The organism is Eubacterium sp. BIOML-A2 (assembly GCF_009680135.1).
Lineage (GTDB): Bacteria > Bacillota > Clostridia > Lachnospirales > Lachnospiraceae > Faecalicatena > Faecalicatena contortus_B.
In genome coordinates this window covers 1-24,056 of sequence record NZ_WKZK01000036.1, presented here as the reverse complement: position 1 = coordinate 24,056, position 24,056 = coordinate 1, and the positions used below count along the sequence as shown (strand labels likewise).

Below are 24,056 nucleotides of genomic sequence, written 5' to 3'. Positions count from 1 at the left end.
CGGAGTGGATTTTTCAAAGCGTTCTGATGAATACATGGTGTTAAGTGGGTTATATAAATATTTAGACAATGTAACTCTGGACTTAATTACAATTATTTCAAAAGAAGAAATAACCCCCTATTATTTGTGGAATACATATTTCTCGAAAGAAACATGAATACAAGAAGCCGAAAACATTGGCTTTAAAATGTTTGGGCTGTTTAGTGATGTTGCAGGACGTATCTATCAATCTGAAAGTGATTCAATCGCAATAATTTTGGAAAAGTAATAATTTCAATATGTAGATGAGGATAAAGAGGAAGCCTTTTGCGTGGAAGATTTGAAGATAACCGCGAAGCTGTTTGCCGGAGCCCTGCACTCCTTGCCGGAGAATAAACTGCAATCCCTGTTGCGGTTGATGGAAAGACGTGATATGAAAAATTGAGCATTAACTATAAGGTAAACTAAGGAACAATGCTATCAAATCTTATGATTGTAAGCATTGTTTCTTCTCATTTTACTGGAATATAAATTTTAACCTCATTGTCGGGATCGTCGAAGGACAGCAGTCTGTTATAAATACCTTCGTTTCCGGCAGCCAATCCCGATTTGTTGCTATAATTGTATTGCATTTGGAACTAAAAATCACCCCTTAACGGTCAAGCCGGAATTTGAATTGGCTTTCTATGAGCTTGGTTTTGATGTAATCCTCCATATCTACATTGAAATACCCGTAGATATGGGAGTATGACGAATGACTATTCGGCAATAGGCGTTGTGAGTGTATTGGATATGCTCTTTATATACTTTCTCGTTCATGGAAAATCCCTCTTTCTCTGATGATAGTGAGGGGCGGCAGCACTCCTTGCTGTCGCCCCTTGATTACCCACCAGCAAGGACAGGCGGGGCTGTCAACGGCGGGCGCAGCCGTTCATTTTACCGTTGACTGGCTCGACTGGATTTGCTGTCCATCGTCAAAATGGACTTACTTGCTCTGTGTCAAAACAGTTGTCAGTTATTTTTTCTTATTCTTTTTCTTTTTATGCCATGCTGTTCCTGCACAACCACCACTAAGTAGCAACACCGCACCCATAATTATCCAAAATTCCATTTTCTTAATTCCTTTCCCAGACAAAAAATTAAGATAATTCTGTCTTGTCCGTTTATAAAATTATAATCTATATCTTTCTAAATGTCAATTATTTCATACATGTCGAAACAAAAAAATTCTTACTCATTATTTGTTAAAACGAGCAAGAACCTTTTTAAATCAGATCATTCATTTACTATTATTCGACTTTTCGTAAAATGAGAATTGCTGCGATTTCTACGAACAACACAATATCATAAATCAGTTGGATTGTATTACCCCAAAAAACATAACCAATCTCATAATCATTACCAACTAATCCGCCTCCCAGTTTTGCGATTGCGTTTGCAAGAATGATGAGGACAATAAAAGATACAATGCTTGCCTTTCCGATGATTTTCCAACCACGCTCATCTCTATGTGATTTTAGACAAAATAATACAATCAAAATAATAGTAAGCGGAACCCCTGTCCAAGCAGCAGCCCTTAGCAATGGAATACTTGTCATTATTTTGTAGAATGTATCTAACATGTGCATCTATAATTCCTCCTTAAAATCAAATAAATCCTCTATAGTAACATCAAAGACTTTTGCGATACTATACGCCAAAAGCATGGATGGATTGTATCTGTTTCGTTCAAGCTGAATTATCGTCTGCCTTGATACACCCACAAGGTCAGCAAGTTCCTGCTGGCTCATCCTTTTTGTCGCTCTAAACACATGAATTTTGCTGTCAAATTTGTATTTGTCTTTTACAGCCACTTGCTCACCGCCTTTATTTAATATGTCCGCATATTATAACATATTTCTTACATTTTGTCACTTGAAAACTTCTTGCCATTTCCTCATTGTATATTTACTGCTGTAACATGGAAACCATCAAGAATCAAAGGAGAAACTAATGGAAGAAACAATTTTACCCGCTCCACGGTGGGAACCATCAGCGGTCTGTACGCCAGTCTGCTGCTGTTTTCCAGAATTGGCCAGCCCTATGTAGGGATAGCCTCCTCCTTCTCCTTCAACGACCCCAACGGTATGTGCAAGACCTGCTCCGGCTTGGGGAAGATGACCAAGGTGGATGTGGAGGCCATCCTGGACCTAGACAAGTCCTGGAACGAGGGCTGCATAAGAATTCCCTCTACCGGCCCGGCTCCTGGTACTGGAAGCAGTATGCGGCATCCGGCCTGTTCGATTTGGACAAGCCTATCCGGACGTATATATAAGTTTCACATCATACCTGGACATCATTTCATTCCCCTCTATTGTCTTCCCCGTTAGTATGTCAGTATTCCCGGCAAAGCAGGACGGCAGCCTGATCTCTTTATCTTTGAAATTAATCACAAAATATAAAGTATGTTTTTCAGTCTTTCTGCAGGTAATCTCAAGCTCAGTCCTCTCGTTTATCACAGGCCTCACTCCTGCATCAGCAGCTGCCTTGTCCAATACTGCTGCAAGCCCCGCTTCCATACTCGTCCCGACATAATACACAAAGCCCTCTCCGAATCCGTTTCTCGCTGCAGCCGGCATCCCCGCATAAAAATCTTCCGTATACTCAGCAATGCTCTCGGCATGTTCCAGATGCAGAATGTCACACAAAAGCCTGCATCTGTACTTTGCTCCATCCCGGAAAACCACTTCATTTGTCTGTTCGGGTGCAAGTGCATCGATCTCCTCGACCCACACCCCTGCCAGCTCCCGCAGCGGTCCCGGGTATCCTCCCAGATGTACATTATCCGACTGATCCGCAATCCCGCTCATAAAGGATGTAACCAGTATTCCGCCGCCCCTTACAAATTCCTCGAGCGCCTCCTTCATACCTTCCTTTACCATATAGAGTACAGGCGCTGCCACAACCTTATATCTGCTGAAATCTGCATCCGCCGGAATCATATTGACTGCAATATTCCTGTCATAGAAGTACTTGTAATATTGATGGATCTGGTCAACATAAGTCAGATCTTGGGATGGCCCGCTGGTATATTCCAGCGCCCAGTAATTATCCCAGTCAAAGATGATTCCAACCTGTGCCTCATTAACGGCGCCTAAAATCGTATTCCCCAGGCCTTCCAGCTCCTTCCCCAGCTGCTTCACTTCCCGGAAGACTCTGGTATCCGTCGTTCCCACATGCGCAATCACTGCCCCGTGGAACTTTTCACATCCCCCTATACTTCTGCGGAGCTGAAAAAATTGAATCGTATCCGCCCCGTGCGCGATCGTCTGATAACTCTGGGCACGCATCTGCCCCGGCCTTTTGAGTGAATTATAGGGCTGCCAATTCTGCTGGCTCGGCGTCTGCTCCATCAGCATAAAAGAAGCATCTTTCAGGCCGCGCATCAAATCATGGCACATAGCGGTCTGGCTCCACGGCGTATTATAACTGGGATAATTATCCCAGGAGATGATATCCATCTCCTTTGCCCATTTAAAATAATCCAGCCCTTTATATGTTCCCATTAGATTTGTCGTAATTGGTGCCGCACTGCTGAACCTGCGTATTTCATCTCTTTCCATTATGTAATTCCCTAAAATACTGTCGGAATTGAATCTGCGGTAGTCAATGGAAATACCGGCAAAAGCAGTCTGATTCTCACCAATCCCTTCACTTAATGCATTTGGAAGAACGATTTCATCCCAATCATAGATTGTGTGGCCCCAGAATTCCAGGTTCCACGCCCGGTTCAAAGCATCTATTGTCTTATACTTTTTCTGAAGCCAGACACGAAACGCCTTCTCACAGTTTTCGCAGTAGCATTCCCCGCCGTACTCATTGTTAATATGCCAGCACGCAATATGTTCATTCTCCCCATAACGCTCCGCTAACTTTCCCGCAAGTGCTTTTGCATACTTTTGATATACAAGGGAGTTAGGACATGCATTGTGGCGCTGTCCGAACTTATGGCGCCGCCCCTCATAGTCGGTCCTTGCCACCTCGGGATAACGCTTCACCATCCATGCCGGAAGCGCAGCCGTAGAAGTGGCAAGTACGATGTCGTACCCTTCCCGGCTCAGCATATCAATGATCTCATCCAGTTCGGAGAAATCATATACATCTTCACCCGGCTGCAGCTTTGCCCAGGAAAAAACATTAATAGTAGCGCTGTTGATCCGCGCATCTTTAAAAACCTTCATATCCTCATGCCATACTTCTTTTGCCCACTGATTCGGATTATAGTCTCCGCCGTATAAGATCCTTTTAAACTTACTCTGCATTATCAAATCTCCTCTCTTGCTTTTAAACACATCGCTATTATTTCACTTGGCGGCCCGCAGACCACAGCGCTTTACGGTATAAACAGTATAGCAGGTGCAGCAGTTAAGCCCCGTCTGAATTGCTGTCCGCAGGCCTTAACAGTCTGTAACAGTCCACCGTATTTCACTACCGTGATTATAATACAGATAGACAGAAGCGAGTGTGATATGTTAAGCTAAATAATATAACATTTCGAAACAGGAGAATACTATGCCGATCTTTTACAGGAACATCCCGGTCAGCGAGCCGTTTACTTATGATTCTGTGGGAAACCACTGGAAACAGGAGAGCCTAACCCGCCCGAAAGGGTATCCACTCTACCACTATCTGCAGACGGAAAGGGGCTGCGGCAGAATTATCATCCAGGGGAAGAAATACCTTCTGAGTGAAGGGGAGGGGGTTCTTATCGCCCCACTGATCCGCCATTCTTATGCAAAGGAGACGCAGGAATGGAGCACCTTATTTGCAACATTTACCGGCACAATTGAAAGCAGCCTTCCAAAAATCCTGGGCGGCAGACAGGTGATTTTTACAGAAAAAGACCAAGCCGCTCAGATTGCGTGCCTGGTCGCTGACGCTGTAAGAATGTATGAAACACCGCCGGCAGATGCACGGGCACTCTCAACGAACTGCTATTGCATACTGATGAATCTTGTGGATGGCATGTATACCCGTGGATTGATGGAAGATCCTCTGTATCAGAAGTATGTTGCCCCCGTAATAAAAGAGATCGAAACCAATTATGCATCTCAGATCACCGTGCAGGAACTAAGCAGCCTGGTCTATATAACGCCCCAATACCTGTCACGCTTATTCGGCCGTTTTCTTGGCTGTTCCGCATACGAATATCTGACTGCCTGCAGAATCAATAAAGCAAAGGAACTCCTGCTCACCAATCCAAGGCTGGAAGTGCAGGAGGCTGCTTTGAGAACCGGCTATCTGGATGCCAGCCACTTTATAGCCATGTTTAAAAAAAGACGGGGGTAACGCCGCTGGAATTCCGAAAAATGAATTAGAGTCGGACTAGTTGGTTGTTCAGCGGCTCTGGCCGCCATAACTGGAGATGGTTGCTGCAGCTACGTCACTATCATTATAAAAAAGCCCTGCATCAGCATCGTATAACCACTGATACAAGGCCCATTCTATACAATTACATTCTTCTACATCCTTCTCTCCGCCACCTTAAACAATGCATTGATCCCCACTGCCAGCCCAGCGGAAAGGATACTTCCTATGACGATCTTATAGACATTCAACGTCCGCAGCCCGTCAAACAGTATGGTGCCCAGGCCGCCCGCATTGATCATCGCCGCAATCGTAGCAATACCAATCGTGGAAACCACTGCCAGCTGAATCCCGGTAAAAAGCGCCCTTTTCGCCAGCGGAATCCTGATTTGACACAACACCTGCATACGACGCATTCCCAGCCCCTCCGCGGCCTCAACCACTGCGGGTTCGACACCGTAAAGCCCGGAAATAAAGTTCCGCAAAAGCAGATATTGATTATAAACAACAAGAACGATCACTGCCGTCGTCTTGCCCAGTCCTGTGACCGGGATCAAAAATGCAAACATGGCAAGGCTCGGAACAGAATACAGTACGGAAAAAATATGAACCAGTATCTCGCCGGTTTTTTTCGAGTATATGGCAAGTACCGTCAGAGCAGAGGCAATGAGCAGGGAAAACAGCAGCGTAACCGCAGTAATCTGGAGGTGTTCCAGTAAAGCCTCCAGCAGATCATCATAATGTCTGGCCAGATACACCGTCAATTTACTCATATGTATCCCTCCCACATTTTCTCCTGCTCCTTTGCGGACCGGATCAGTGCTGCTGTGAAGTCGTCAGCAGGGTTCGCGATGATGTTCCCAGGCTGATCGAACTGGCTAATTTTACCTTCGTTCATTATCATGACTCTTGTTCCCAACTTAAACGCTTCATGGATATCGTGAGTCACCAACAGAAAGGTCTTGCCCAGTCCCTGGTGCAGGCCAAGCAGTTCTTCCTGCAGGCCAGTGCGCGTAATGGCATCAACGGCGCCGAAGGGCTCGTCCAGCAGCATGACCTCCGGCTCCACTGCCAGCGCCCTCGCCAGCCCGACTCTCTGCTGCTGCCCGCCGGACAACTGGGAGGGGTAGCGTCCCTGGAACTCATCCGGATCCAGCTTAACAAGCTCCAGAAGTTCCCTGACACGTTTCTGTATCCGCTCCTTGTCCCACTTTAAAAGCCTGGGGACCGTTGCAACGTTATCCGCTATGGTCATATGAGGAAACAGGCCCGTCTGCTGTATGACATACCCGATTCCCCGCCTCAGCTGAACAACATCTATTTCGGCAGTATTTTCACCAAACAGATAGATATTCCCTTCATCCGGCTCATACAGCCGGTTAATCATTTTCAGCAATGTTGTCTTTCCGCACCCGGAAGATCCCAGAATGGTTACAAATTCCCCTTCCTCCACGGAAAAGGACAGCTGATCCACCGCATAATAGCTGGTTCCCGGAAACTGTTTACTTACATTACTGAAGGTGATTGCTGCTGACATAACTGCTGCCCCTTTCTGGCTGACTTATTTTATGGATTCATAGTACTCCAGTGCCACATCCTCGATCTCTTCTTTGTCCATATCTACCCTGGCATTCAATGCTGTCAGAGATTCCGTATCCATTGCTGCACTGACCTTGTTCAGGACGTCCGCGATATCCGGATGTGCCTCCAGTACGGAATCATGGATCACCGGCCCCAGATTATAAGGAGGCCATACATTTTTGTCATCCTCCAGAAGAGTAAACTTTTCTTTATCTGCCAGCTGTCCCTCTGTCGTGTACACAGGTGTTACGTCCGCTTCATCATTTGACAGTACTTCATACTTTAGACCGTTGTCATATATTTTGGAAGATTTCCAGTCCATCTTGCCATAGGCTTTTTCCAGCGCCGGAATTCCGTCCTCCCGTTCATCGAATTCCCCCTGTGATGCAAAACGCAGCTCACTGGCATGCTTCTGCAGATCGGATATTGTCTTAATTCCCAGTTTTTCTGCAACCGGAGTGCGGATTGCAAGCCCCTGTCCGTCATTGGCCTGAGAGTAGTCAAGCCAGGTAAGCTGAAACTGCTTCTCATACTCCGCCTTTACAGTGTCATACACCTCCTGCGGATCTGTGATCACATCCATACCAAGTATTGAAAGAAGCGCAGTTCCGGTATATTCCGGATACATATCGATCTCATCATTAATCAGAGATGTATGGATAATAGAACCCGCAATGTCAAATATACGCTCCACCTCATACCCCGCATCTTCCAGTGCCAGGGAATATACCTCTGATACAATCATTCCTTCGGTAAAATCTTTCGATCCCACCCGGATTACCGCATCTTCTTTTTTCCCCTCTCCTCCTGCGTCTTTGTTCTCTTTGCTGCCGCAGGCTGCCAGCGATGTCATCATCGCCAGGCACACTGCCGCGATTACTGCCTTTTTCACCTTCAATTTCATAATACGTTTCTCCCTTGTCTTTAAGATTTGAGTTTCTTTTGTCTGCCAGGCGACCGCCATGGTATAAATATTTTCTCCAGCCCGCTGAAAATCATTCCTGCCGTCAGTGAAAGAAGCGCCACCGAAACGCCGCCGATCAGCAGCAGGTCTGTCCTGTTCAGCCCCAGTCCGGTAAAGATGATCCCGCCCAGCCCGCCGGCTCCGATTTTCGCTGCGATGGATGCACTGGCAACGATCTCAATGATTGCTGTCCTTGCACCCGTCAGCATATAGGGTACGGCAAGCGGTACCTGCACCTTCCAGAATATCTGCCGTTCCTTCATCCCCTGACCGGCTGCTGTCTCCAGCATAAATTCCGGCACCTCCTCAAAACCGTCCGCCGTATTCATGAGAATCGGGGGCACAGCCATCAGCACAAGCGCTGTCATAGCCGGTTTTACCCCTGTTCCCATGATTGGAATCAGGAGAATCAGTATAGCAAGGCTGGGGATAATACGCAGTATCTGAAATATCCCAACCAGCCACTTTTTACATTTTACATATCTGATACATAAATAACCGCATGGAATTCCTATGAGTGCGGCGGCCAGAAGCGCCAGGATGCTGATACTGATGTGCTGCCACAGACAGATCAGATATTCATCCAGACGGCTGGTAAAATATGCTTGTATGTTCATCCATAATTCGGACATCTTGTTGTTCTTCCTGCCTTTCTTTTCTCATTCCTGCTGCCTGTACATCCTGCTGCCTATAAAGTCTTCTGCTGCACATGAAGGCTTCTGCTTCCTATGAAGGTTTCTTCTGCCTATAAAGTCTTCTGCTGCACATGCAGCTTTCCGCTATCCATGAAGCTTCTTCACCGCATCCGCCGGGCACGTCTCCATGCACGCCCCGCAGTGCAGGCAGTGCACCGGATCGATCCGATACGGGCTTCCTTCTGTGATGCAGTTTTGGGGACAGACATATGTACATGATCCGCAGCCAATGCACGTCTCCTTAATGAAAAATCCGGCTTTTTCCACTTCTCTCCCATAGGCAAAAGCTTCCCTGCTGACCGGGTGGTGCAGAAGGTCAAACCATTCACCGCATCCCTCATAGATCAGAAAAGCATCCAATATGTTTCTCGTATTCCCCGGATATACCTCGTTCATTCCCGGATTATCCTCAAATACCTTATTAAGCCATGCCTTATCCGCCAGCTTTACCTTGCCCGTGAACTTCAGAGACTGGCAGTCCGGACACATCGCGCTCAGCGCAATCTCTCCGCTTTGGATCAGCTGTTCGTAAAAAGGTTTCCCTTTGGATGTAACAATATACATTCCCTCATCTGCCGCTATCATAATATTGATAATCCGGCTGTGTGGATGTCCTTCTTTATCAACGGTTGCAGCTGACGCAACCTTTACTTCCCGGAACATATCGACGTACTTACGTGCTTTTTCATTCATGCTTTTCCCATCCTTTTCCAAATATGACAACGCTCGTTTCTTTATACAGCCATAATAAGCGGTTGGAGTCACAATGTAAAGTACGCACCTCAAAGTTCCTTAGTATCAAATCGATACTAAGTTACATTTTTGTCAGTACTTGCTTTCCCTCATCTTAACAGTATATAATAAATACTAAGAAGGCCATATCTGTTCGTGATAGAGAACAATATAGCGGATATTCCATACTGTACACCCATTCACCAATCGGAGAAAGTAAATTTTGCATATATTTTTTTGTATTGATGCACGCCTTGGCGTACTCGTGGCGGGCGCGCTTCATGCTCTGCACGATGATCTGCTTTCGGGATAAAACCTTTTTGATACCACTACTATTTTAACCCATTTTATAATAGAAGGAAAACATATTTAATAAATATTTTTTATAGGAGGTCCTGCTATGGATGCTGAAAAGAAACTTCCGGAATGCCCTGTGGAAATAACGCTGCAGCTGATCGGAGATAAATGGAAAGTGCTGATTATAAGAGATCTGCTGGAAGGAACCAAACGTTTTAATGAGCTGATGCGCTCCGTGGAAGGAATTACTCAGAAGGTACTCACAAGCCATCTCCGCGCCATGGAGACCGCGGGCCTTGTGAACAGAAAGGTGTACCCCGAGGTGCCGCCCAAGGTGGAATATTCCCTTACCGAGACGGGTCTGAGTTTAAAGCCGGTTCTGGATGCTATGGTCGCATGGGGGACGGATTATAAAAAAATACTGTAAGTCAAAACAGCTCCATTCATTAAGATAGCAGGCGGCTCCTGGCAAGAGCCGCCTGCTGCTTTTTTCCTTGTATCATGTTACGACCAACCTGAAATATATCTGTTAGTCAATTGATATTTCAAAATCATATTTCGCGTCCGGATTGGTAACTTTGGATACACTCTTCCAGTCTACCGGAGCGTCACCGGACATGAATTTTTCTTCAAACTGTGCAATGTTTTCCTGTGAAACTGCCGGCAGTTCCAACTGAACTTTTTTCTCTCCGTCATATGTCTTGCCGTTCACAACATCGAAGGCTACCACCGCACCGAATGCTGCCTGGAGATAATGGCCTCCGGTAGAGAACCAGAGTTCCCCTGCCTGCATGGATTCGATTGCCGGATTTAAGAGGTCCATGCCTCCTACTTTAACGTCATCTATCTTGCCTTCTTCCTTGAGCACATTTACGGTAGCCAGAGCCAGGGAATCGTTGTAGCACCATACACCGTCCACCTCCGGATGTGACTGGTAGAGATTGCGGAATGCCTTATCTCCGTCATCCCAGTTCTCTCCGGCATATTCAAACTGGAGCAGTTCAACGTCAGGATTCTCTTCCAGTGCTTTATCCAGTCCTTCTTTTCTGCCCTCAGCAACAGAAGTTCCCTGGAATCCGCCGATTCCCAGAAGTTTCTTGCTGCCTCCATTGATCAGTGACATTGCGATCTGATATCCGGCCTCTTTATCATCCGGCCCGATAAAGCATACATAGTCTTCTCCTGCCTTCAGGTCGTCTCCCGGCCAACGGTCAATGATAACAAGCGGAATTCCCTTTTCTTTGCATGCCGCGGAGATCCCCGCGCATACGGAAGCATCCTGAGGACCCAGAACCAGAGCGTCGATACCGCCTGAAATCATGCTGTCCACATCTTTGATCTGTTCTGACTGATCGTTGTTGCAGTCGTCTGCCGTGACATTAAAGCCAAGCTCGTCTGCTGCCTGTTTCACATAAGTTAATGCATTTCCCCAAAACTCATTGTTTGCCGTTGGATAAGAATAACCGATTGTTATTTTTTCTGTACTTTCTGTCTTCTCTCCTGTATCCGTGGTCTCCTCTTTTTTCGTCTCCCCTTCTGCCTTCTTATCCGTACCGCATGCTGCCAGCCCAAAAATCATACATCCTGTTAACAGTATTGCCATTACCTTTTTCATATTTTTCATATTTTTTTCCTCCCGATTCTCGGTTTACATTACACAAATGTCTTTCAACTACTTAATGACCGGCGCATCATAGTGAGGCACAATATATTCCTCCGTAAGCGGCAGATCCACCCATGCATTCGTCTCCATGGACTTATAAGCCCCGACAAGCACATCCGTGACAATCGCGCTGTCCTCCGGTGTCAATGACGGCGGCACATCCTTTTCTATGCAATCAAGGAAGTGCTCAAGCATAGATTTGTACGCCCACCCCCGCTTTGGATAGATCGGCACCCAGCGTTTTGGAACGTTCCCGTCCGGCTGCATAATGTCTTCTGACCAGAATAACTGCGGATAGCGGTACTCTTTCACGATCTCCGGAAGCTCACTCTGCTTGAAGTCTTTGCTTGTATAGACCGCAAGGGGAGCCGTCTGATATGGATTCGTTGCCTCGGAACCCGTGAAAATGGTTCCCTCGGTTCCATATACTTCAGATATATTGGATACACAGGGTGAATACCTGTCGCCGCTGATCACACCGGTTGCTCCGTTTTCAAATTCGATGGTGATCCAGAAGGAGTCGTCCAGCTGTGTGTACTCTTCCGGGGTTCCCAGTCTTTTTATAATCCCCATCACGCGTTTCGGCCTGCTTCCCATCAGGAACATCAAAAGGTCCGCTCTGTGAGCTCCCAGGTCGAATAAAGCGCCGGCTCCTGCCAGCTTCGGGTCGGAACGGAACGGAGTGTAAGACAGCTGTTCGTGATAAAGGTTCCAGCCCTCATGCAGTGAAGAACGGCCCATCATCGGTTTCCCGATAAATCCCTCGTCCATCAGCTGTCTGGCTATCCTGTTCTGCTCCCAGAAGCGCTGATTCGTACCCGCCATAAGGAAGACGCCTTCTTTTTTGGATACTTCCACCATCTTCCACGCCTCATTGTGTGTACAGGCAAACGGCTTCTCAACAATGACATGTTTTTTCGCTCTCATGGCATCGATCGCCTGCTGTGCATGGAAGCGGTTCGGCGTACCTACAATTACAACCTCTACATTCTTGTCTTCGAGCATCTGTCCATAATCAGTATAAGTTTTTTCAGGTTCCCACTTCTTTGCCATTGATTCCAGTATCTCGGTATTTGTGTCGCACAGTGCCGCCAGCTTTGCATTTGGGAGTGCCGCAATTGACGGGCAGTGTCCAATCTCGGCGATGGAACCGGCGCCTACAATACCAACTCCAATTTGTCTCATAATTGTTACCTCCTTATTTGTAATATGGCAGTTAAGGTTCAAGTTAACGTTGTATGTTTTGTTCAAAAAAAAGAGTGATCCCTTCGGATGCTTGTCAACTTTTCCCTTAACCTTAAGCTTAGCTCCATTATACTGTTATTTTTATCCAAATTCTCGTAAAATCGATCCACATATTAGCACAATATGCCCAATTTTGTTCAGTATCCGCTGTTGTCTGCATCCTCCTTTTTTTTCCGAAGCTCCCTGGGTGTAATCCCATAGGTCTTTTTAAAAATTCTGGTGAAATAACTGCTGTTATCAAAGCCTGCGGCAACTGCTATATGTAAAATGGAGTCCTCCGTCGTCTCCAGTTCAAACCTTGCCTGACAGAGGCGGTACTGGTTAAGATATTCTACCGGCGATATCTGCATCCCCATCTGAAAGCAGCGTATCGCTTCGCTTTTACTGATATTTGCAGCCTGGGCAATGTCTTCAAGATATAGCTTTTGTGAATAATTTGCTTCTATGTATCTCATCATTTTACGCAGACGGGACTGGGATCTCAGTGAAATTCCCAGCTTCTCCATTTTCACCAGTTCCTCCCGGTGCCCGCAGAACAGCAGCCATAGGTTACAGACCCTGATGTGCATATCCAGCTCACAAAACGATGCATGGCTGCATATTTCAAAGATTTCCTCCAGCTTCTCAAGTATTTTTTCCTGCCAGGCCGAAGCATCCCGCAGAACAATATGGGAACATTCGGATTCGATAAAATCCCTGATGCAGTTATCATATATGACCGATGTTTCCGCCGCAATCAGATCTGAGGAAAATAAGATATTGGCGATGGCCCCGTCCTTACAGTTTTCGATGCTGTGAACTACCCTTGCATTGATGAATAACCCTTCCCCCGCTTCCAGCTGGATCTGCTGATTCCCGATCAAGCAGTAGACCGAACCATACATGACTTTTACAAATTCAAATTCCCGGTGCCAGTGCCATTCTATCTTTTCTTCATCAAACTGCTGCATTTCTTCCCGATTGTACTGGAAAGGAAATTTTTCCGTCCCGTGTGCCCTCAGCTCTTTCAAAGTCTCGTCGGTTACTATTTTTGTAATCTGCACAAACCTCAGCCCCTTAATTCGGTATACCTCTCCAGGAAAGGCCTGAGCCTTTCTGCTATCACAGCTACGCCTCCCTCTCTGTCGGCCTCGAAATTCAGCGGGAGGATCGGGTCATGTAGCGACATCCTGATCAGCATCCATCCCTTCACTTCATCATCCTGGAAATTGATGCGTATGCCCTCGTAGTTTGGCTCTGCAATGTGGAATTTCTCTTCCTGCTCCGCAAAAATACGAAAATCCTCCAGAATCTTTCTTCCATATTCTTTATAATCCGGAGCCAGTATCCGCAGACGCACTTCCCTGCTCTCCGCCGTTTTTTTAAGTCCCGCCGTCAGATCCTCCAGTCTCCGTCCCTCCCGCAGGGAGACGGCCAGTCGGCTGATGATAACCACGCTCATATAAGCCCCGTCATCCAGAAAGTAATTTTCCTTAACCGCACCATGCCCGGAAGTCTCGATTGCAAGATGGGTTTCGATCCCTTCCTTGTTTAAACGTATGGCTTCATTGATCACGTTCTTATATCCCCGCTTGAATCTGTGATGCTTCATCTTCAGCCGGTTCTCCAGGAATTCCGTCAGACAGTCCGAGGTTACGGAATCCGTCACCACCGTTGTATGGGGGTATTTCTCAGACAGGGCTGCGGCCATAAGGGCAATGACCCCGTCTTTATTTACTTCTTCTCCATCCGCAAATACGAAGGCTGCCCGGTCTCCGTCCGTGTCAAATATAACGCCAAGGTCCGCTTTTGCAGCCAGCACCGCTTTCTTTAACGCTTCCATGGCCTTTTCATTTTCCGGATTGGGCACATGTACCGGAAAAGTCCCGTCAGGATTCATGCAGATGCTGCCTTTAGTGGAGGCTCCCAGCGGTTCCAGTACGTTTTTAAAATAACCGCTTACCCCGTTGGATGCGTCGATTACAATATGCAGTCCTTCCAGTGGGCGATCATAATCATCGGCATTCACCTCCTTACAAATAAGATTTCTCAGGTATTCCGTATATGCGCCTGTCAGATCCGCGTCCTCTGCCCTGTGATATTCCGTCTCATAATTCATTCTGGATATGAGCGCCGCACGCTCCAGAACCTCCTTGATATCACTGCTTTCCAGGCCGCCGTCTCTGGTAAAGAATTTAAGGCCGTTCCTGTTGGGCGGCAGATGACTCGCTGTGATCATAACGGCTCCGTCATACTCAAACCCTTCCAATACCGTAGACATAAACATGGAGGGAGTAGACGTCAGCCCACAGTCATATACACGGCACCCTCTTCGTCCCAGCCCGTTAATGACCCCTCTTTTTAATTCCTGCGCGGACAGCCTGGAGTCGTGACCCACACCAACTCTCATGACTTTGTCCTCCTTCTTCTCCATTAGATATTCGGCAAAAGCCATGGCAATATCGCGCACGATATTCTCGGTCAGATTCACAGCCTCTCCCGCAGCGCTTTCCAGCGCAACTCCACGAACGTCACTTCCATTCTGCAGCTTTAAGTAAGCCTCTTTCCATGCCTCCATTTTGTTGTACCCTACCTTTCATAAAATTCTATTTTTGTTCCCGTCGGATCCCAGCAAAAACCGTATTTCTTTCCGGTGATCCGATCTATTTTTACTTCCGTTACCGGCACCCCTTTTTCCGACAATCTCCCCAGCATCTGTTCCACATCTTCTGCCAGAAAAGAAAGATGATTGAATCCCGGTAAAGATAATTCTGCATCTGCCTGCACGCCCGTACATACAGAGTCCTCTTTAATAAAGAGTTCGGCAATATACCTACCGCCGCTGTATAGTTCCAGCTTCCTTGCATTTTTATTGCTGGAAAACGACTCTCTGAACAGGTCAAATCCCATATAATCCACATAAAACCGTACTGCTTCCTCATAGTCCGGTGCAATCAGGCATATATGATGAAACTCCAGCGCCGGTTTTCCGTTTTTCTCAGAGCTTACGCACTCTGGAGAGCAGTCCGTCCCTCCCGCCATTTTTACTTTCATGCTGTCCTCCTGTATATCAAAGTGGGGAAGCCCACTTCAACTTCCGCCCCTTACCCATGAGGGGCTTGCACACTTTGGCGCCTCCGCGGTGCCGCCTTTCGGTTATATGCCTTATCGCGGCGTGTGCATCCCCCGGAGGGTTTTTATATAATAAGAAAGTGCCGGGCACTTTCCTATTATATAAAACAACTCTCCGGCCCTTACAAAGCCGGAGAGTTGTTATCCCGGATACCGCGTATCCGAATCAGGCTTTTCCTGATGAGCCTAACACACACTGTATTTTATGTTTTACAAGTTCTTTTACGTTATCTCTGCCCGGACGCAGATACTGCCTCGGGTCAAAGTGAGACGGGTTCTCTATGATGTCTTTTCTTACTGCCGCAGTCATAGCCAGGCGTACATCGGAATCTATGTTGATTTTACATACCGCCGATTTTGCTGCCTGCCTGAGCATCTCCTCGGGTATTCCGATGGCGTCATCCAATACTCCATGGTATCTGCGTATCATATCTACATATTCCTGGTTTACGGATGAAGAGCCGTGCAGCACGATGGGATAATCCGGAAGCCGTTTTTCAATCTCTGCCAGGATATCAAACCGAAGCTGTGGTTTTTGTCCCGGCTTAAACTTAAAGGCCCCATGGCTCGTTCCGATCGCAATCGCCAGCGAATCTACACCGGTTCTGGACACAAATTCTTCTACCTCATCGGGATTTGTGTAAGATGCATCTTCTGCCTTAACATTGACATCGTCCTCTATCCCTGCCAGTTTTCCCAGCTCACCCTCTACAACAACGCCTTTACTGTGCGCATATTCCACGACTTTTTTAGTCAGCGCTATATTATCCTCGAAACTGTGTTTTGATCCGTCAATCATGACAGAGGTGAATCCTCCGTCAATACAGGATTTACATATCTCGAAATCCTCGCCGTGATCCAGATGAAGCGCGATCGGGATGTCCACGTCCAGTACCGCGGCTTCCACCAGCTTCATGAGGTAAATGTGCTTTGCATATTTCCTTGCCCCTGCCGATACCTGCAGAATGACCGGAGACTGTTCCTCCCGGGCTGCCTCTGTAATGCCCTGTATAATCTCCATGTTATTGACATTAAATGCCCCGACTGCGTAGCCGCCCGCATATGCCTTTTTGAACATTTCCGCTGTTGTTACCAATGCCATGATGCATCCTCCTTCTACTGTTTCTTTTCAATCTCCGCTATTTTATCAATCCGTGTCTGATGCCTTCCCCCTTCGAATTCCGTGTTCAGAAACAGGTCTGTCATCATGAGCGCAAGTCCTGCGCCCACAACACGCCCCCCCATACAGAGGATATTGGCGTCATTGTGCTGTCTTGTCAGCTTTGCACTGAAGCAGTCGGAGCAGCAGGCTGCCCGGATTCCCTTTACCTTGTTGGCTGCAATGGAGATACCGATCCCTGTACCGCAGCATAGAATTCCCTTCTCGCATTCGCCAGCCGCAACCGCCTTTGCCAGAGGATACGCAATATCCGCGTAATCCACGGCCTGGGGGCTGAAGCTTCCAAAATCCCGGACCTCGATGCCCTGCTTTGCCAGATATGCTTTGATTTCTTCTTTTAGTGCAAAACCGCCATGGTCACTGCCTAAAGCTATCATTTTTTCTTCCTCCAGTCTCTCACTATCTGACGATCATGTTCGGTTTTCTCTCAGTCGATACCGCAACGGCAAAGATCACAACCAGACCCTTGATCAGCAGCTGTACTTCTGACGGCATTCCCCAGAGCACCAGACCGTTGGCAAGTATGCCGATCGTCAATACACCGATCAGGGTGCCTCTTACGCCGCCGACACCGCCGGTCTGTGATGTTCCGCCGAGTACGACTGCAGTGATAACATCCAGCTCATAACCGACGCCGACTGAGGGGGAACCGGAGCCAATGCGGGCCGCCATTACAATGCCGCCGAGCGCTGTCAGAACTCCCGCAAATAAAAATACCAGTACCTTCTGTTTCTTTACATTAATTCCACTTAATCTGGCTACATTTTCTTCCCCGCCCACCAGTCTGGTGTAGCGCCCGAAAAGCGTGAACCGTTCGATCAGAAATACAACCGCAAACGCTGCAATTGCAATAATCAGTATCCATGGCCTCAGGCCAAATACCTGTTTGATGGCCCCATTGTAATCCACCATTGTGATGGAACCGCCGCTGATCATCGTAACAAGCGCCCTGGCAATGGAGAGCATACCCAGAGTTACAATGAATGTGGGCACCTTCAGCTGCACGTGTATCACACCCATGAAGAGATAGCACACAAGTGACACTGCTATCGTAGCAAGAAGCGCCACAATCAGGCTGTTCGTCGACAGGTAGATCTTCGCCGCAATAACACCGCAGAGGCTAATCATGGAACCTACGGAAAGGTCGATGCTTCCCATCAGGATAATAAATGTTCCGCCCAGCGCACAGATCAGCAGGTCTGTGGAGGAGGTCAATACGCTCAAAAGATTGTTGATTTTTAAAAATTTGCCGGCTGTCGTAAATGAAAAGAGAATAAATAAAATCACAAACGCTGCCAAGGAAATATTCTTTTTAATAAAGCTAACTACTACATTTTTATTTTCCATTTTTCAATATTCCTTTCTTTATAGAATCAGACCATCTGTACTGCCAGCCGTTCTTCTGTAAAAGTATCCCTGGAGAATTCTCCGGACACTTTGCCCCGCCTGAAACAGTACACCCGGTCACTCATTCCGATCAGCTCCGGAAGCTCATCCGATATCAGCAGGATTCCCTTTCCCTGATTCTTCAGATCCTCCAGGATTTTATATATCTCATACTTAGCGCCTACATCAACGCCTCTTGTCGGCGAGTTCACGATCAAAAACTCCGATTCATTCACAACCCACTTGGAAATGGCCACTTTCTGTCTGTTTCCTCCGCTCAGGTCAGATACGGGTGTCGCCTCCGACGGCGTCTTGATCAGGAACCTCTTTATTGAATCGACCGCAATCTTTTTTTCTTTTTTATGATTGATAATCGCGTGCCTGCTGACATTTTTCATGTTCCCCGAAGAAATATTCATGGTAGAATCGTATATCAGAAACAGTCCTTCTTTATCCCGGTCCTTTGGTATATAGCCAATGCCATTTCTCATTGCCTCCAGCGGAGAATTGATTTTTACAGACTGCCCTTTAAAATAAATCTCGCCCCGGTCCACCTGGTCGTATCCAAACAGTGCCTTGCCAAAGCTTTCCGAACCGCATCCGCCGATGCCAGCGATCCCTACGATCTCTCCTGCATGTATCTGTATACTAATGTCTTCAAATTCTCCCGCTCTCGTCAGTCCCTTTGTCTCCAGCATGACGTCCCCTATGGAACTGTTGTCATCGCTTCGGTATACCGCATCCGATACGTCACGGCCTACCATGTTTTGTATGATCAGATCCGGAGAAACCGATTCGTTGACCTCCATTTTTGTGATCAGCTTCCCGTCCCGCAGAATGCTGACCCTATCGCAGAGGTCATACACCTCTTCTATGAAATGGGATATGTATATAATCGCGCATCCATTGTCCCGCTGCTCCCGAAGCAGCTGATACAGATTTTCTACGGAACTTTTGGAAATGGCTGCCGAAGTCTCATCTACAAGCAAGACCTTTGGATTCGTAGAAAGTGCACGGGCAATCTCAACTTGTTTTGTCTCCTCAAATCCCAGATCCGATAATAAATCCGTAGGCTTAATATGATCGTATTTAAATCTGTGCAGGATTTCTCCTGCCGCTGCAAACTGTTTTTTCCAGTCGATCAGCCCGGCTTTATTTGTAAATCTTTTATCCTGTCCCAGAAATATATTTTCGGCAACCGTCAGGTTGTTGGCAAAATTGGGCTGCTGCATAATGATCGCTACGCCTGCCTCTTCCGCATCATGTACGTTTCTTGGATTGTATGGTTTACCAAAAAGCTCCATCTCACCGTCCGTCTTGTCATATATCCCCATCAGGATCTGAAAGGTTGTTGATTTGCCTGCGCCGTTCTCACCTACCAGACCGTGAATCTCGCCCTCTTTGATCTCAATCGCATCATCAGCGCCCCAGTCCAGCGCCTTTGTCCCAGGGAAATACTTCTTGAGCCCGCGCAGAACAACCGCATTTCTTTTTTCAGCCAATGTTCTTCCTCCTTCCATTTTAGAAATATCCTCCTCCGGCCCGATACCGGAGGAGAAATGATCCGCTGTTACTCGAGAATCAGATTGAAGTTATATTCTGCATCCGGATTCTCTGCCCTGCTGGCTCCTGCCCAGTCATAGGACTGTTCTTTATCGAGAAATTGCTCCTTAAAGTCCTCCACATTGTTCTGATCCACACACAGCAGGCTCATCTGGACCTTGGCCGGGCCGTTATACTCCACGCCCTTCGCAACATCATAGGCTACAACTGCACCAAATCCCGCTTCCATATAATGTCCGCCTGTTGAGAACCAAAGCTCTTTGGCTTCCATTGACTCCACCGAATTGCTGAGCAGATCCATGCCGCCGACTTTGACCGTATCCAGCTTGCCTTCTTCTTTCAGTATGTTTACGGATGCGAGGGCCATGGAATCGTTAAAGCACCATACTCCGTCCACTTCCGGGTGTGCCTGATACAGGTTCCGGAACGCTTTATCTCCGTCATCCCATGTGTCACCTGCATATTCATACTGTAAAAGCTTCACGTCCGGGTTCTCTTTCAGTGCCTTGTCAAGCCCTGCTTTCCTGCCTTCACCAACGGATGTTCCCTGCACACCGCCAACGCCCAGAAGGTTTTTGCATCCGGAATCAATCAGTGACATTGCGATGTCATATCCGGCCTGTTCGTCATCCGGCCCGATAAAGCATACATAATCTTCGCTGGCCTTCAGGTCGTCTCCCGGCCATCTGTCTATGATAACTACCGGGATATCCGCCGCTTTGCATGCCGCTGTGATCCCCGCACATACAGAGGCGTCCTGGGGCGCCAAAACAAGAGCATCGATACCGGAAGATATCATACTGTCGACATCCGATACCTGTTCCGCCTGATCATAATTACAATCATCCGCAATCAGCTTGAATCCCAGTGCTTCTGCAGCCTGCTTCGCAGAATTTAAGGCATTGGTACCCCAGAATTCATTATTGGAACCAGGGAAAGAATATCCGATCGTGATCTCTGCATCTGATTTGCCACTTCCGTTATCCGCACTGTCTGCAGCAGATGAAGCTTTTTCTTTCTCACATCCCGCTAATCCGAACACCATGCAGCCTGCCAATACTAATGTTAAAACCTTTTTCATATTCTTCATCTTATTTCCTCCTTCATGTCTGTCTCTTATTCGTACATCGTTATGCTGTTCATCGCTGCTTAATTTTACGATGCACATGTTTCTGTTCTGTAATTCCGGGCGCTGATTCCACTGTTTTGTCTCTCATAATACGTTCCTCCTGGGCATAATATCTCGTCTGCAAGTTCTCGATAAAGTTAACGTTAAAGTTTTTCGTTAAAAAAATATAACGTTTACTTTAACGTTAACTTCTTATCTGACTTAAATTTTACGCGCAAAGTCGAAAAAAGTCAATTGTCATATTTCCACAAATAGCCGATTATAAATTTATCTATTTTTTCCAATTGAAAAGAAATCAAAACAAAGTGGAATTCTCCGCGCTGCAGCTGCTGATTTTACTCTTGTCTCTTAATCAGCAGTATGGTACATAAACGGCCCTCCTGACTCCAGCACGGCTTTCGCCTCGGACAGCGAGGGAACCACGCAGAGGGCCATTTTTCTGTATTTTTCCTCCGGCTGTTTCATGTCGGGGACACAGATCACATCAATCCCTGCCCTGTATGCCGCCAGTATTCCCATTTCAGAGTCCTCTATCACATAAGCTTCCTCCGGCCGTACCCCCAATTTCTTGCAGCCATTCAGGAAAATATCCGGGCCGGGTTTGCCATGCACCACTTCATCGCCACAGATGATGTCATCAAAATACGCCTCTATCTCAGCATAGCGCAGGATACGTTCTACTCTTGCTCTGTCACTGGATGTCGCCACCATTGTCAGATACCTGTTCTCCTTTGTAAATCGTAAAATCTCCATCAGGCCAGGCTTCTTCGGAACCCCCTCCGCCGAAAACAGAAATTCCATCCTGTCATGGACGCATTGTATAATCTCTTCCAGGGGAAATGAATCTCCGAAATGTTCCCGCATCATCTTTCTCACCGCTGCCATGGGATGTCCCAGCATGAGCATGTAAAAATCCAGCGTCATCTCATACCCCCTGCTGCGGCACTCTTTCTGATACCCTTCCCAGGTCACTCTTTCACTGTCAATCATCAGTCCGTCCATATCAAATATTACTGCTTTTTTCATTGCCATTCAGCCTCCTTAACCACTGCGCTTTAAAAAAATAACCCTCTGGCCCGATCAAATGCCAAAGGATCATTTTTGAATCAGGTGTTCCTGACGAGCCCGGTGTTATATTACTTCCCTATTTTCTCCTGATATTCCCTGATCAGCTGCTGGCCCAATGCGCCGCCCGGATGGCTGAGCGCAAAATTCTCCCGCTTAAAATCCTTAATCTCGGATACCACGGTAGCAAGCGCATCTCCCGCCGCCAATGCCGCTGTTGAGCTCGAAGTTGGAGCGAGCCCCATATGGTCTACTTCCTTTCCCGCATCTACCAGTATCGCGATGTCAGTCTGCTGTGCCAGCGGCGACTGTTTATCCCTTGTAATAGAGACTGTCTTCGCCCCTATGATCTTCAGCGGCGGAAGCATATTCAGGATCTCCTGTGATTTTCCGCTGTTCGAGATCATAATCACCACATCTTCTTTTGTTATCATCCCCATATCCCCGTGCAGGGATTCACAGCTGTGCACGAAAAATGCCGGCACGCCCAGGCTCGCAAATGATGCTGCGATCTTCTTCCCGATATGGCCCGTCTTACCGAGTCCCGTAATAATCAACCGGCCTTTGCATTCCAGTATTGCTTTTATCGTCTTGGCATAGGCTTCGTCCACCTCGTCAGATACTGCCTTTAAAGCTTCTGCTTCGGCCAGTATTTTTTCTTTTGCTTTACTTACCAGTTCCGCATCTGTATAATTCTTCATTGCTTAATCCTCCTGCTTCCTGTGCAGAGGGGTCAGACCCCTTTGCAATCGGGGTCTGACCCCTTTTGTTTGTATTCGTTTCTATATGATTAATTTGTCACTGCCTTCCCTGCTAATCAGCGGCCGGCTTATAATGTTCTGCCCTTTAAGCGCCTGTCGCGATGCGCATCTGTACTTTCTCCCTGGACGGCATGCGTCCATATGTACAGCCGCCAGACCGCTGTATTACCAGGGATGCCGTTGCGTTTCCGTTTAGTGCAGCCTTATACATATCCTGTTCCTTTACATAAGATGCCATAAATCCGGCGCCGAATGAATCTCCTGCACCGGTAAAGTCCAGGCTTCCGTCCTCTACTTCGCTCTTCGCAGAAAAGGGTTTGATACGGACGAGCTCTTTTTTGCCTTCTTTAAACATTACACCGTTGCCGCCAAGCGTTACCACCACATTTTCAGCCCCTGCATCTGCCAGATACCTGACCGCCTCTTCCGCTGTTCTTCCCGGTATGATAGACTGCAGGTCCTCCTCGCTTGCCTTGATAATGGTACTGTTTTTACATAAGGTGTCAATCACCATTCTCCCATACGTCTCTTCTACAGAGTGACGGATGTCACTCGTTGCGCCTCCGTATCCTCCCAGGTCTACAAAGACTGTTTTATTTCTCTCATAGAGTTTTTTTACAAGATCCAGCTCCACTTCATAGTTCATCGGACAGATTTTAAAATAATCCGCCTCCAGATAATCCTTATGAATATCTTCAAATCCGATATTCGGCGCCGCCTTCTGATACTCTACATATTTAGTGCCGTCATTTCTGTATACCAGCAGGTTTGTTGTCGTATATTCATATGGCAGAATGCCTCTTTTGTCCAGAACATCTATTTCTGAAATAATGTCCTCCATGTCATAGCCATAATAAGTGACAATTCCGACATTTCTTCCCTGCGCCGCCATAACAAGGCTTGAATATGCAGCCGGGCTTCCCAGAACAGGACCAATCGTCCTGTTTGGGAACTGTATGGTTTCTTTGATAATTGTGCCAATTACAACGATATCTAAATTTTTTTCCATTTTTCTTCCCGCCTATCTGTCATTTTAATTTATTTACCAGCGATAAAGTCTTCCAGCATTGCACGGCACTGATCATCCGGATGCTGTACCGGTGGGTGTTTCATGAAGTAGGAGCTTGGCTCTTCGATTGCGCCTGCCATCCCTCTGTCTTTTGCGAGCATACAGCATCTAACAGCGTCAACGCTGATTCCGCCGGAGTTCGGGCTGTCGATTACATCCAGTTTCAGGTTCAGGCTTACAGGAGCCCCGCCAAATTTCTGTCCTTCGATACATATAATCGCGGTCTTCTGGTCACCCTGGTTGTCGACAAAAGCAAATCCGGGAGCAATCGGCACGTCATGCTTCAGAAT

Annotated in this window: 23 protein-coding genes and 1 pseudogene; 2 read left to right on the top strand and 22 right to left on the bottom strand. The window is 47.1% G+C overall.

Annotated features, from left to right (window positions below):
* Positions 1-1,268 precede the first annotated feature (1,268 nt).
* The 3 genes from GKG43_RS13440 to GKG43_RS13425 all read right to left on the bottom strand — a co-directional run bounded on the left by GKG43_RS13440 (position 1,269) and on the right by GKG43_RS13425 (position 4,280).
* Positions 1,269-1,607, bottom strand: a complete 339-nt coding sequence (locus GKG43_RS13440) for a hypothetical protein (protein ID WP_055154970.1) — start codon at positions 1,605-1,607, stop codon at positions 1,269-1,271.
* Entirely contained in the window at positions 1,608-1,832 is a 225-nt protein-coding gene (locus GKG43_RS13435; protein WP_055154971.1) for a helix-turn-helix transcriptional regulator, read from the bottom strand.
* Between the two features lie 441 nt (positions 1,833-2,273).
* On the bottom strand, positions 2,274-4,280 hold the full coding sequence (locus GKG43_RS13425) for a beta-galactosidase (protein ID WP_055154972.1): 2,007 nt from the start codon (positions 4,278-4,280) through the stop codon (positions 2,274-2,276).
* A 250-nt stretch (positions 4,281-4,530) separates the two neighbouring features.
* Here GKG43_RS13425 and GKG43_RS13420 point away from each other — a divergent pair, with 250 nt between their 5' ends.
* The gene (locus tag GKG43_RS13420; RefSeq protein WP_242857648.1) at positions 4,531-5,307 is read left to right on the top strand and encodes an AraC family transcriptional regulator; all 777 of its coding nucleotides are present in this window, start codon (positions 4,531-4,533) and stop codon (positions 5,305-5,307) included.
* Positions 5,308-5,480: 173 nt separating this feature from the next.
* On the opposite strand, the gene GKG43_RS13415 is transcribed toward GKG43_RS13420, so the two are convergent.
* The 5 genes from GKG43_RS13415 to GKG43_RS13395 form a co-directional block, all read right to left on the bottom strand.
* Positions 5,481-6,098: an ABC transporter permease gene (locus GKG43_RS13415; RefSeq protein ID WP_055154973.1), complete on the bottom strand. Its 618-nt coding sequence runs from the start codon at positions 6,096-6,098 to the stop codon at positions 5,481-5,483.
* The gene (locus GKG43_RS13410; RefSeq protein WP_055154974.1) at positions 6,095-6,862 is read right to left on the bottom strand and encodes an ABC transporter ATP-binding protein; all 768 of its coding nucleotides are present in this window, start codon (positions 6,860-6,862) and stop codon (positions 6,095-6,097) included. Before GKG43_RS13410 ends, GKG43_RS13415 begins: the two co-directional genes overlap by 4 nt.
* Before the next feature lie 24 nt (positions 6,863-6,886).
* Positions 6,887-7,810 (bottom strand): glycine betaine ABC transporter substrate-binding protein, encoded by a 924-nt coding sequence (locus tag GKG43_RS13405; protein ID WP_050641613.1) that lies wholly within the window; start codon positions 7,808-7,810, stop codon positions 6,887-6,889.
* A gap of 20 nt (positions 7,811-7,830) precedes the next feature.
* Positions 7,831-8,502 carry an ABC transporter permease gene (locus GKG43_RS13400; protein WP_050641614.1) on the bottom strand — a complete coding sequence of 224 codons (672 nt, stop codon included), beginning with the start codon at positions 8,500-8,502 and terminating at the stop codon, positions 7,831-7,833.
* Positions 8,503-8,649: 147 nt separating this feature from the next.
* Positions 8,650-9,258: a 4Fe-4S binding protein gene (locus GKG43_RS13395; protein ID WP_050641615.1), complete on the bottom strand. Its 609-nt coding sequence runs from the start codon at positions 9,256-9,258 to the stop codon at positions 8,650-8,652.
* Between the two features lie 439 nt (positions 9,259-9,697).
* On the opposite strand from GKG43_RS13395, the gene GKG43_RS13390 reads away from it, so the two are divergent.
* The gene (locus tag GKG43_RS13390; protein ID WP_050641616.1) at positions 9,698-10,021 is read left to right on the top strand and encodes a helix-turn-helix domain-containing protein; all 324 of its coding nucleotides are present in this window, start codon (positions 9,698-9,700) and stop codon (positions 10,019-10,021) included.
* 102 nt (positions 10,022-10,123) lie between these two features.
* On the opposite strand, the gene GKG43_RS13385 is transcribed toward GKG43_RS13390, so the two are convergent.
* From GKG43_RS13385 to GKG43_RS13320, 14 genes and pseudogenes are all read right to left on the bottom strand, one after another.
* Positions 10,124-11,218 carry an ABC transporter substrate-binding protein gene (locus GKG43_RS13385; protein WP_242843877.1) on the bottom strand — a complete coding sequence of 365 codons (1,095 nt, stop codon included), beginning with the start codon at positions 11,216-11,218 and terminating at the stop codon, positions 10,124-10,126.
* Between the two features lie 48 nt (positions 11,219-11,266).
* Positions 11,267-12,442, bottom strand: coding sequence for a Gfo/Idh/MocA family oxidoreductase (locus GKG43_RS13380; RefSeq protein ID WP_050641617.1), 1,176 nt, complete (start codon positions 12,440-12,442; stop codon positions 11,267-11,269).
* Positions 12,443-12,639: 197 nt separating this feature from the next.
* Entirely contained in the window at positions 12,640-13,545 is a 906-nt protein-coding gene (locus tag GKG43_RS13375; RefSeq protein ID WP_050641618.1) for an AraC family transcriptional regulator, read from the bottom strand.
* 5 nt (positions 13,546-13,550) lie between these two features.
* The gene (locus GKG43_RS13370; RefSeq protein WP_055154975.1) at positions 13,551-15,059 is read right to left on the bottom strand and encodes a phosphoglucomutase; all 1,509 of its coding nucleotides are present in this window, start codon (positions 15,057-15,059) and stop codon (positions 13,551-13,553) included.
* An 11-nt stretch (positions 15,060-15,070) separates the two neighbouring features.
* Positions 15,071-15,535, bottom strand: a complete 465-nt coding sequence (locus GKG43_RS13365; RefSeq protein WP_055154976.1) for a VOC family protein — start codon at positions 15,533-15,535, stop codon at positions 15,071-15,073.
* 244 nt (positions 15,536-15,779) lie between these two features.
* Complete coding sequence (gene fba, locus GKG43_RS13360) at positions 15,780-16,715, bottom strand: class II fructose-1,6-bisphosphate aldolase (RefSeq protein WP_050641621.1); 936 nt, start codon at positions 16,713-16,715, stop codon at positions 15,780-15,782.
* Between the two features lie 14 nt (positions 16,716-16,729).
* Positions 16,730-17,170, bottom strand: coding sequence for a ribose 5-phosphate isomerase B (gene rpiB, locus GKG43_RS13355; protein WP_050641622.1), 441 nt, complete (start codon positions 17,168-17,170; stop codon positions 16,730-16,732).
* Positions 17,171-17,192: 22 nt separating this feature from the next.
* Positions 17,193-18,140 (bottom strand): ABC transporter permease, encoded by a 948-nt coding sequence (locus GKG43_RS13350; protein ID WP_050641623.1) that lies wholly within the window; start codon positions 18,138-18,140, stop codon positions 17,193-17,195.
* Between the two features lie 26 nt (positions 18,141-18,166).
* Positions 18,167-19,681 carry a sugar ABC transporter ATP-binding protein gene (locus GKG43_RS13345; RefSeq protein WP_242843878.1) on the bottom strand — a complete coding sequence of 505 codons (1,515 nt, stop codon included), beginning with the start codon at positions 19,679-19,681 and terminating at the stop codon, positions 18,167-18,169.
* A 68-nt stretch (positions 19,682-19,749) separates the two neighbouring features.
* Positions 19,750-20,832 carry a substrate-binding domain-containing protein gene (locus tag GKG43_RS13340; RefSeq protein ID WP_050641625.1) on the bottom strand — a complete coding sequence of 361 codons (1,083 nt, stop codon included), beginning with the start codon at positions 20,830-20,832 and terminating at the stop codon, positions 19,750-19,752.
* Between the two features lie 387 nt (positions 20,833-21,219).
* Positions 21,220-21,897: an HAD family phosphatase gene (locus GKG43_RS13335; protein WP_050642730.1), complete on the bottom strand. Its 678-nt coding sequence runs from the start codon at positions 21,895-21,897 to the stop codon at positions 21,220-21,222.
* Between the two features lie 110 nt (positions 21,898-22,007).
* Positions 22,008-22,637 (bottom strand): SIS domain-containing protein, encoded by a 630-nt coding sequence (locus tag GKG43_RS13330; RefSeq protein ID WP_050641626.1) that lies wholly within the window; start codon positions 22,635-22,637, stop codon positions 22,008-22,010.
* Between the two features lie 145 nt (positions 22,638-22,782).
* Positions 22,783-23,706 (bottom strand): carbohydrate kinase family protein, encoded by a 924-nt coding sequence (locus GKG43_RS13325; protein WP_055154977.1) that lies wholly within the window; start codon positions 23,704-23,706, stop codon positions 22,783-22,785.
* A 29-nt stretch (positions 23,707-23,735) separates the two neighbouring features.
* A pseudogene (locus tag GKG43_RS13320) lies at positions 23,736-24,056 on the bottom strand (myo-inositol-1-phosphate synthase); the annotation flags it as partial.

Coding starts and splice junctions, on each gene's coding strand:
- GKG43_RS13335 (WP_050642730.1), bottom strand. CDS start 21,897: ATGAAAAAAGCAGTAATATTTGATATGGACGGACTGATGATTGACAGT.
- GKG43_RS13390 (WP_050641616.1), top strand. CDS start 9,698: ATGGATGCTGAAAAGAAACTTCCGGAATGCCCTGTGGAAATAACGCTG.
- GKG43_RS13350 (WP_050641623.1), bottom strand. CDS start 18,140: ATGGAAAATAAAAATGTAGTAGTTAGCTTTATTAAAAAGAATATTTCC.
- GKG43_RS13415 (WP_055154973.1), bottom strand. CDS start 6,098: ATGAGTAAATTGACGGTGTATCTGGCCAGACATTATGATGATCTGCTG.
- GKG43_RS13385 (WP_242843877.1), bottom strand. CDS start 11,218: ATGAAAAATATGAAAAAGGTAATGGCAATACTGTTAACAGGATGTATG.
- GKG43_RS13405 (WP_050641613.1), bottom strand. CDS start 7,810: ATGAAATTGAAGGTGAAAAAGGCAGTAATCGCGGCAGTGTGCCTGGCG.
- GKG43_RS13400 (WP_050641614.1), bottom strand. CDS start 8,502: ATGTCCGAATTATGGATGAACATACAAGCATATTTTACCAGCCGTCTG.
- rpiB (WP_050641622.1), bottom strand. CDS start 17,170: ATGATAGCTTTAGGCAGTGACCATGGCGGTTTTGCACTAAAAGAAGAA.
- GKG43_RS13425 (WP_055154972.1), bottom strand. CDS start 4,280: ATGCAGAGTAAGTTTAAAAGGATCTTATACGGCGGAGACTATAATCCG.
- GKG43_RS13365 (WP_055154976.1), bottom strand. CDS start 15,535: ATGAAAGTAAAAATGGCGGGAGGGACGGACTGCTCTCCAGAGTGCGTA.
- GKG43_RS13325 (WP_055154977.1), bottom strand. CDS start 23,706: ATGGAAAAAAATTTAGATATCGTTGTAATTGGCACAATTATCAAAGAA.
- GKG43_RS13330 (WP_050641626.1), bottom strand. CDS start 22,637: ATGAAGAATTATACAGATGCGGAACTGGTAAGTAAAGCAAAAGAAAAA.
- GKG43_RS13370 (WP_055154975.1), bottom strand. CDS start 15,059: ATGGAGGCATGGAAAGAGGCTTACTTAAAGCTGCAGAATGGAAGTGAC.
- GKG43_RS13380 (WP_050641617.1), bottom strand. CDS start 12,442: ATGAGACAAATTGGAGTTGGTATTGTAGGCGCCGGTTCCATCGCCGAG.
- GKG43_RS13395 (WP_050641615.1), bottom strand. CDS start 9,258: ATGAATGAAAAAGCACGTAAGTACGTCGATATGTTCCGGGAAGTAAAG.
- GKG43_RS13420 (WP_242857648.1), top strand. CDS start 4,531: ATGCCGATCTTTTACAGGAACATCCCGGTCAGCGAGCCGTTTACTTAT.
- GKG43_RS13440 (WP_055154970.1), bottom strand. CDS start 1,607: ATGCACATGTTAGATACATTCTACAAAATAATGACAAGTATTCCATTG.
- GKG43_RS13340 (WP_050641625.1), bottom strand. CDS start 20,832: ATGAAGAATATGAAAAAGGTTTTAACATTAGTATTGGCAGGCTGCATG.
- fba (WP_050641621.1), bottom strand. CDS start 16,715: ATGGCATTGGTAACAACAGCGGAAATGTTCAAAAAGGCATATGCGGGC.
- GKG43_RS13410 (WP_055154974.1), bottom strand. CDS start 6,862: ATGTCAGCAGCAATCACCTTCAGTAATGTAAGTAAACAGTTTCCGGGA.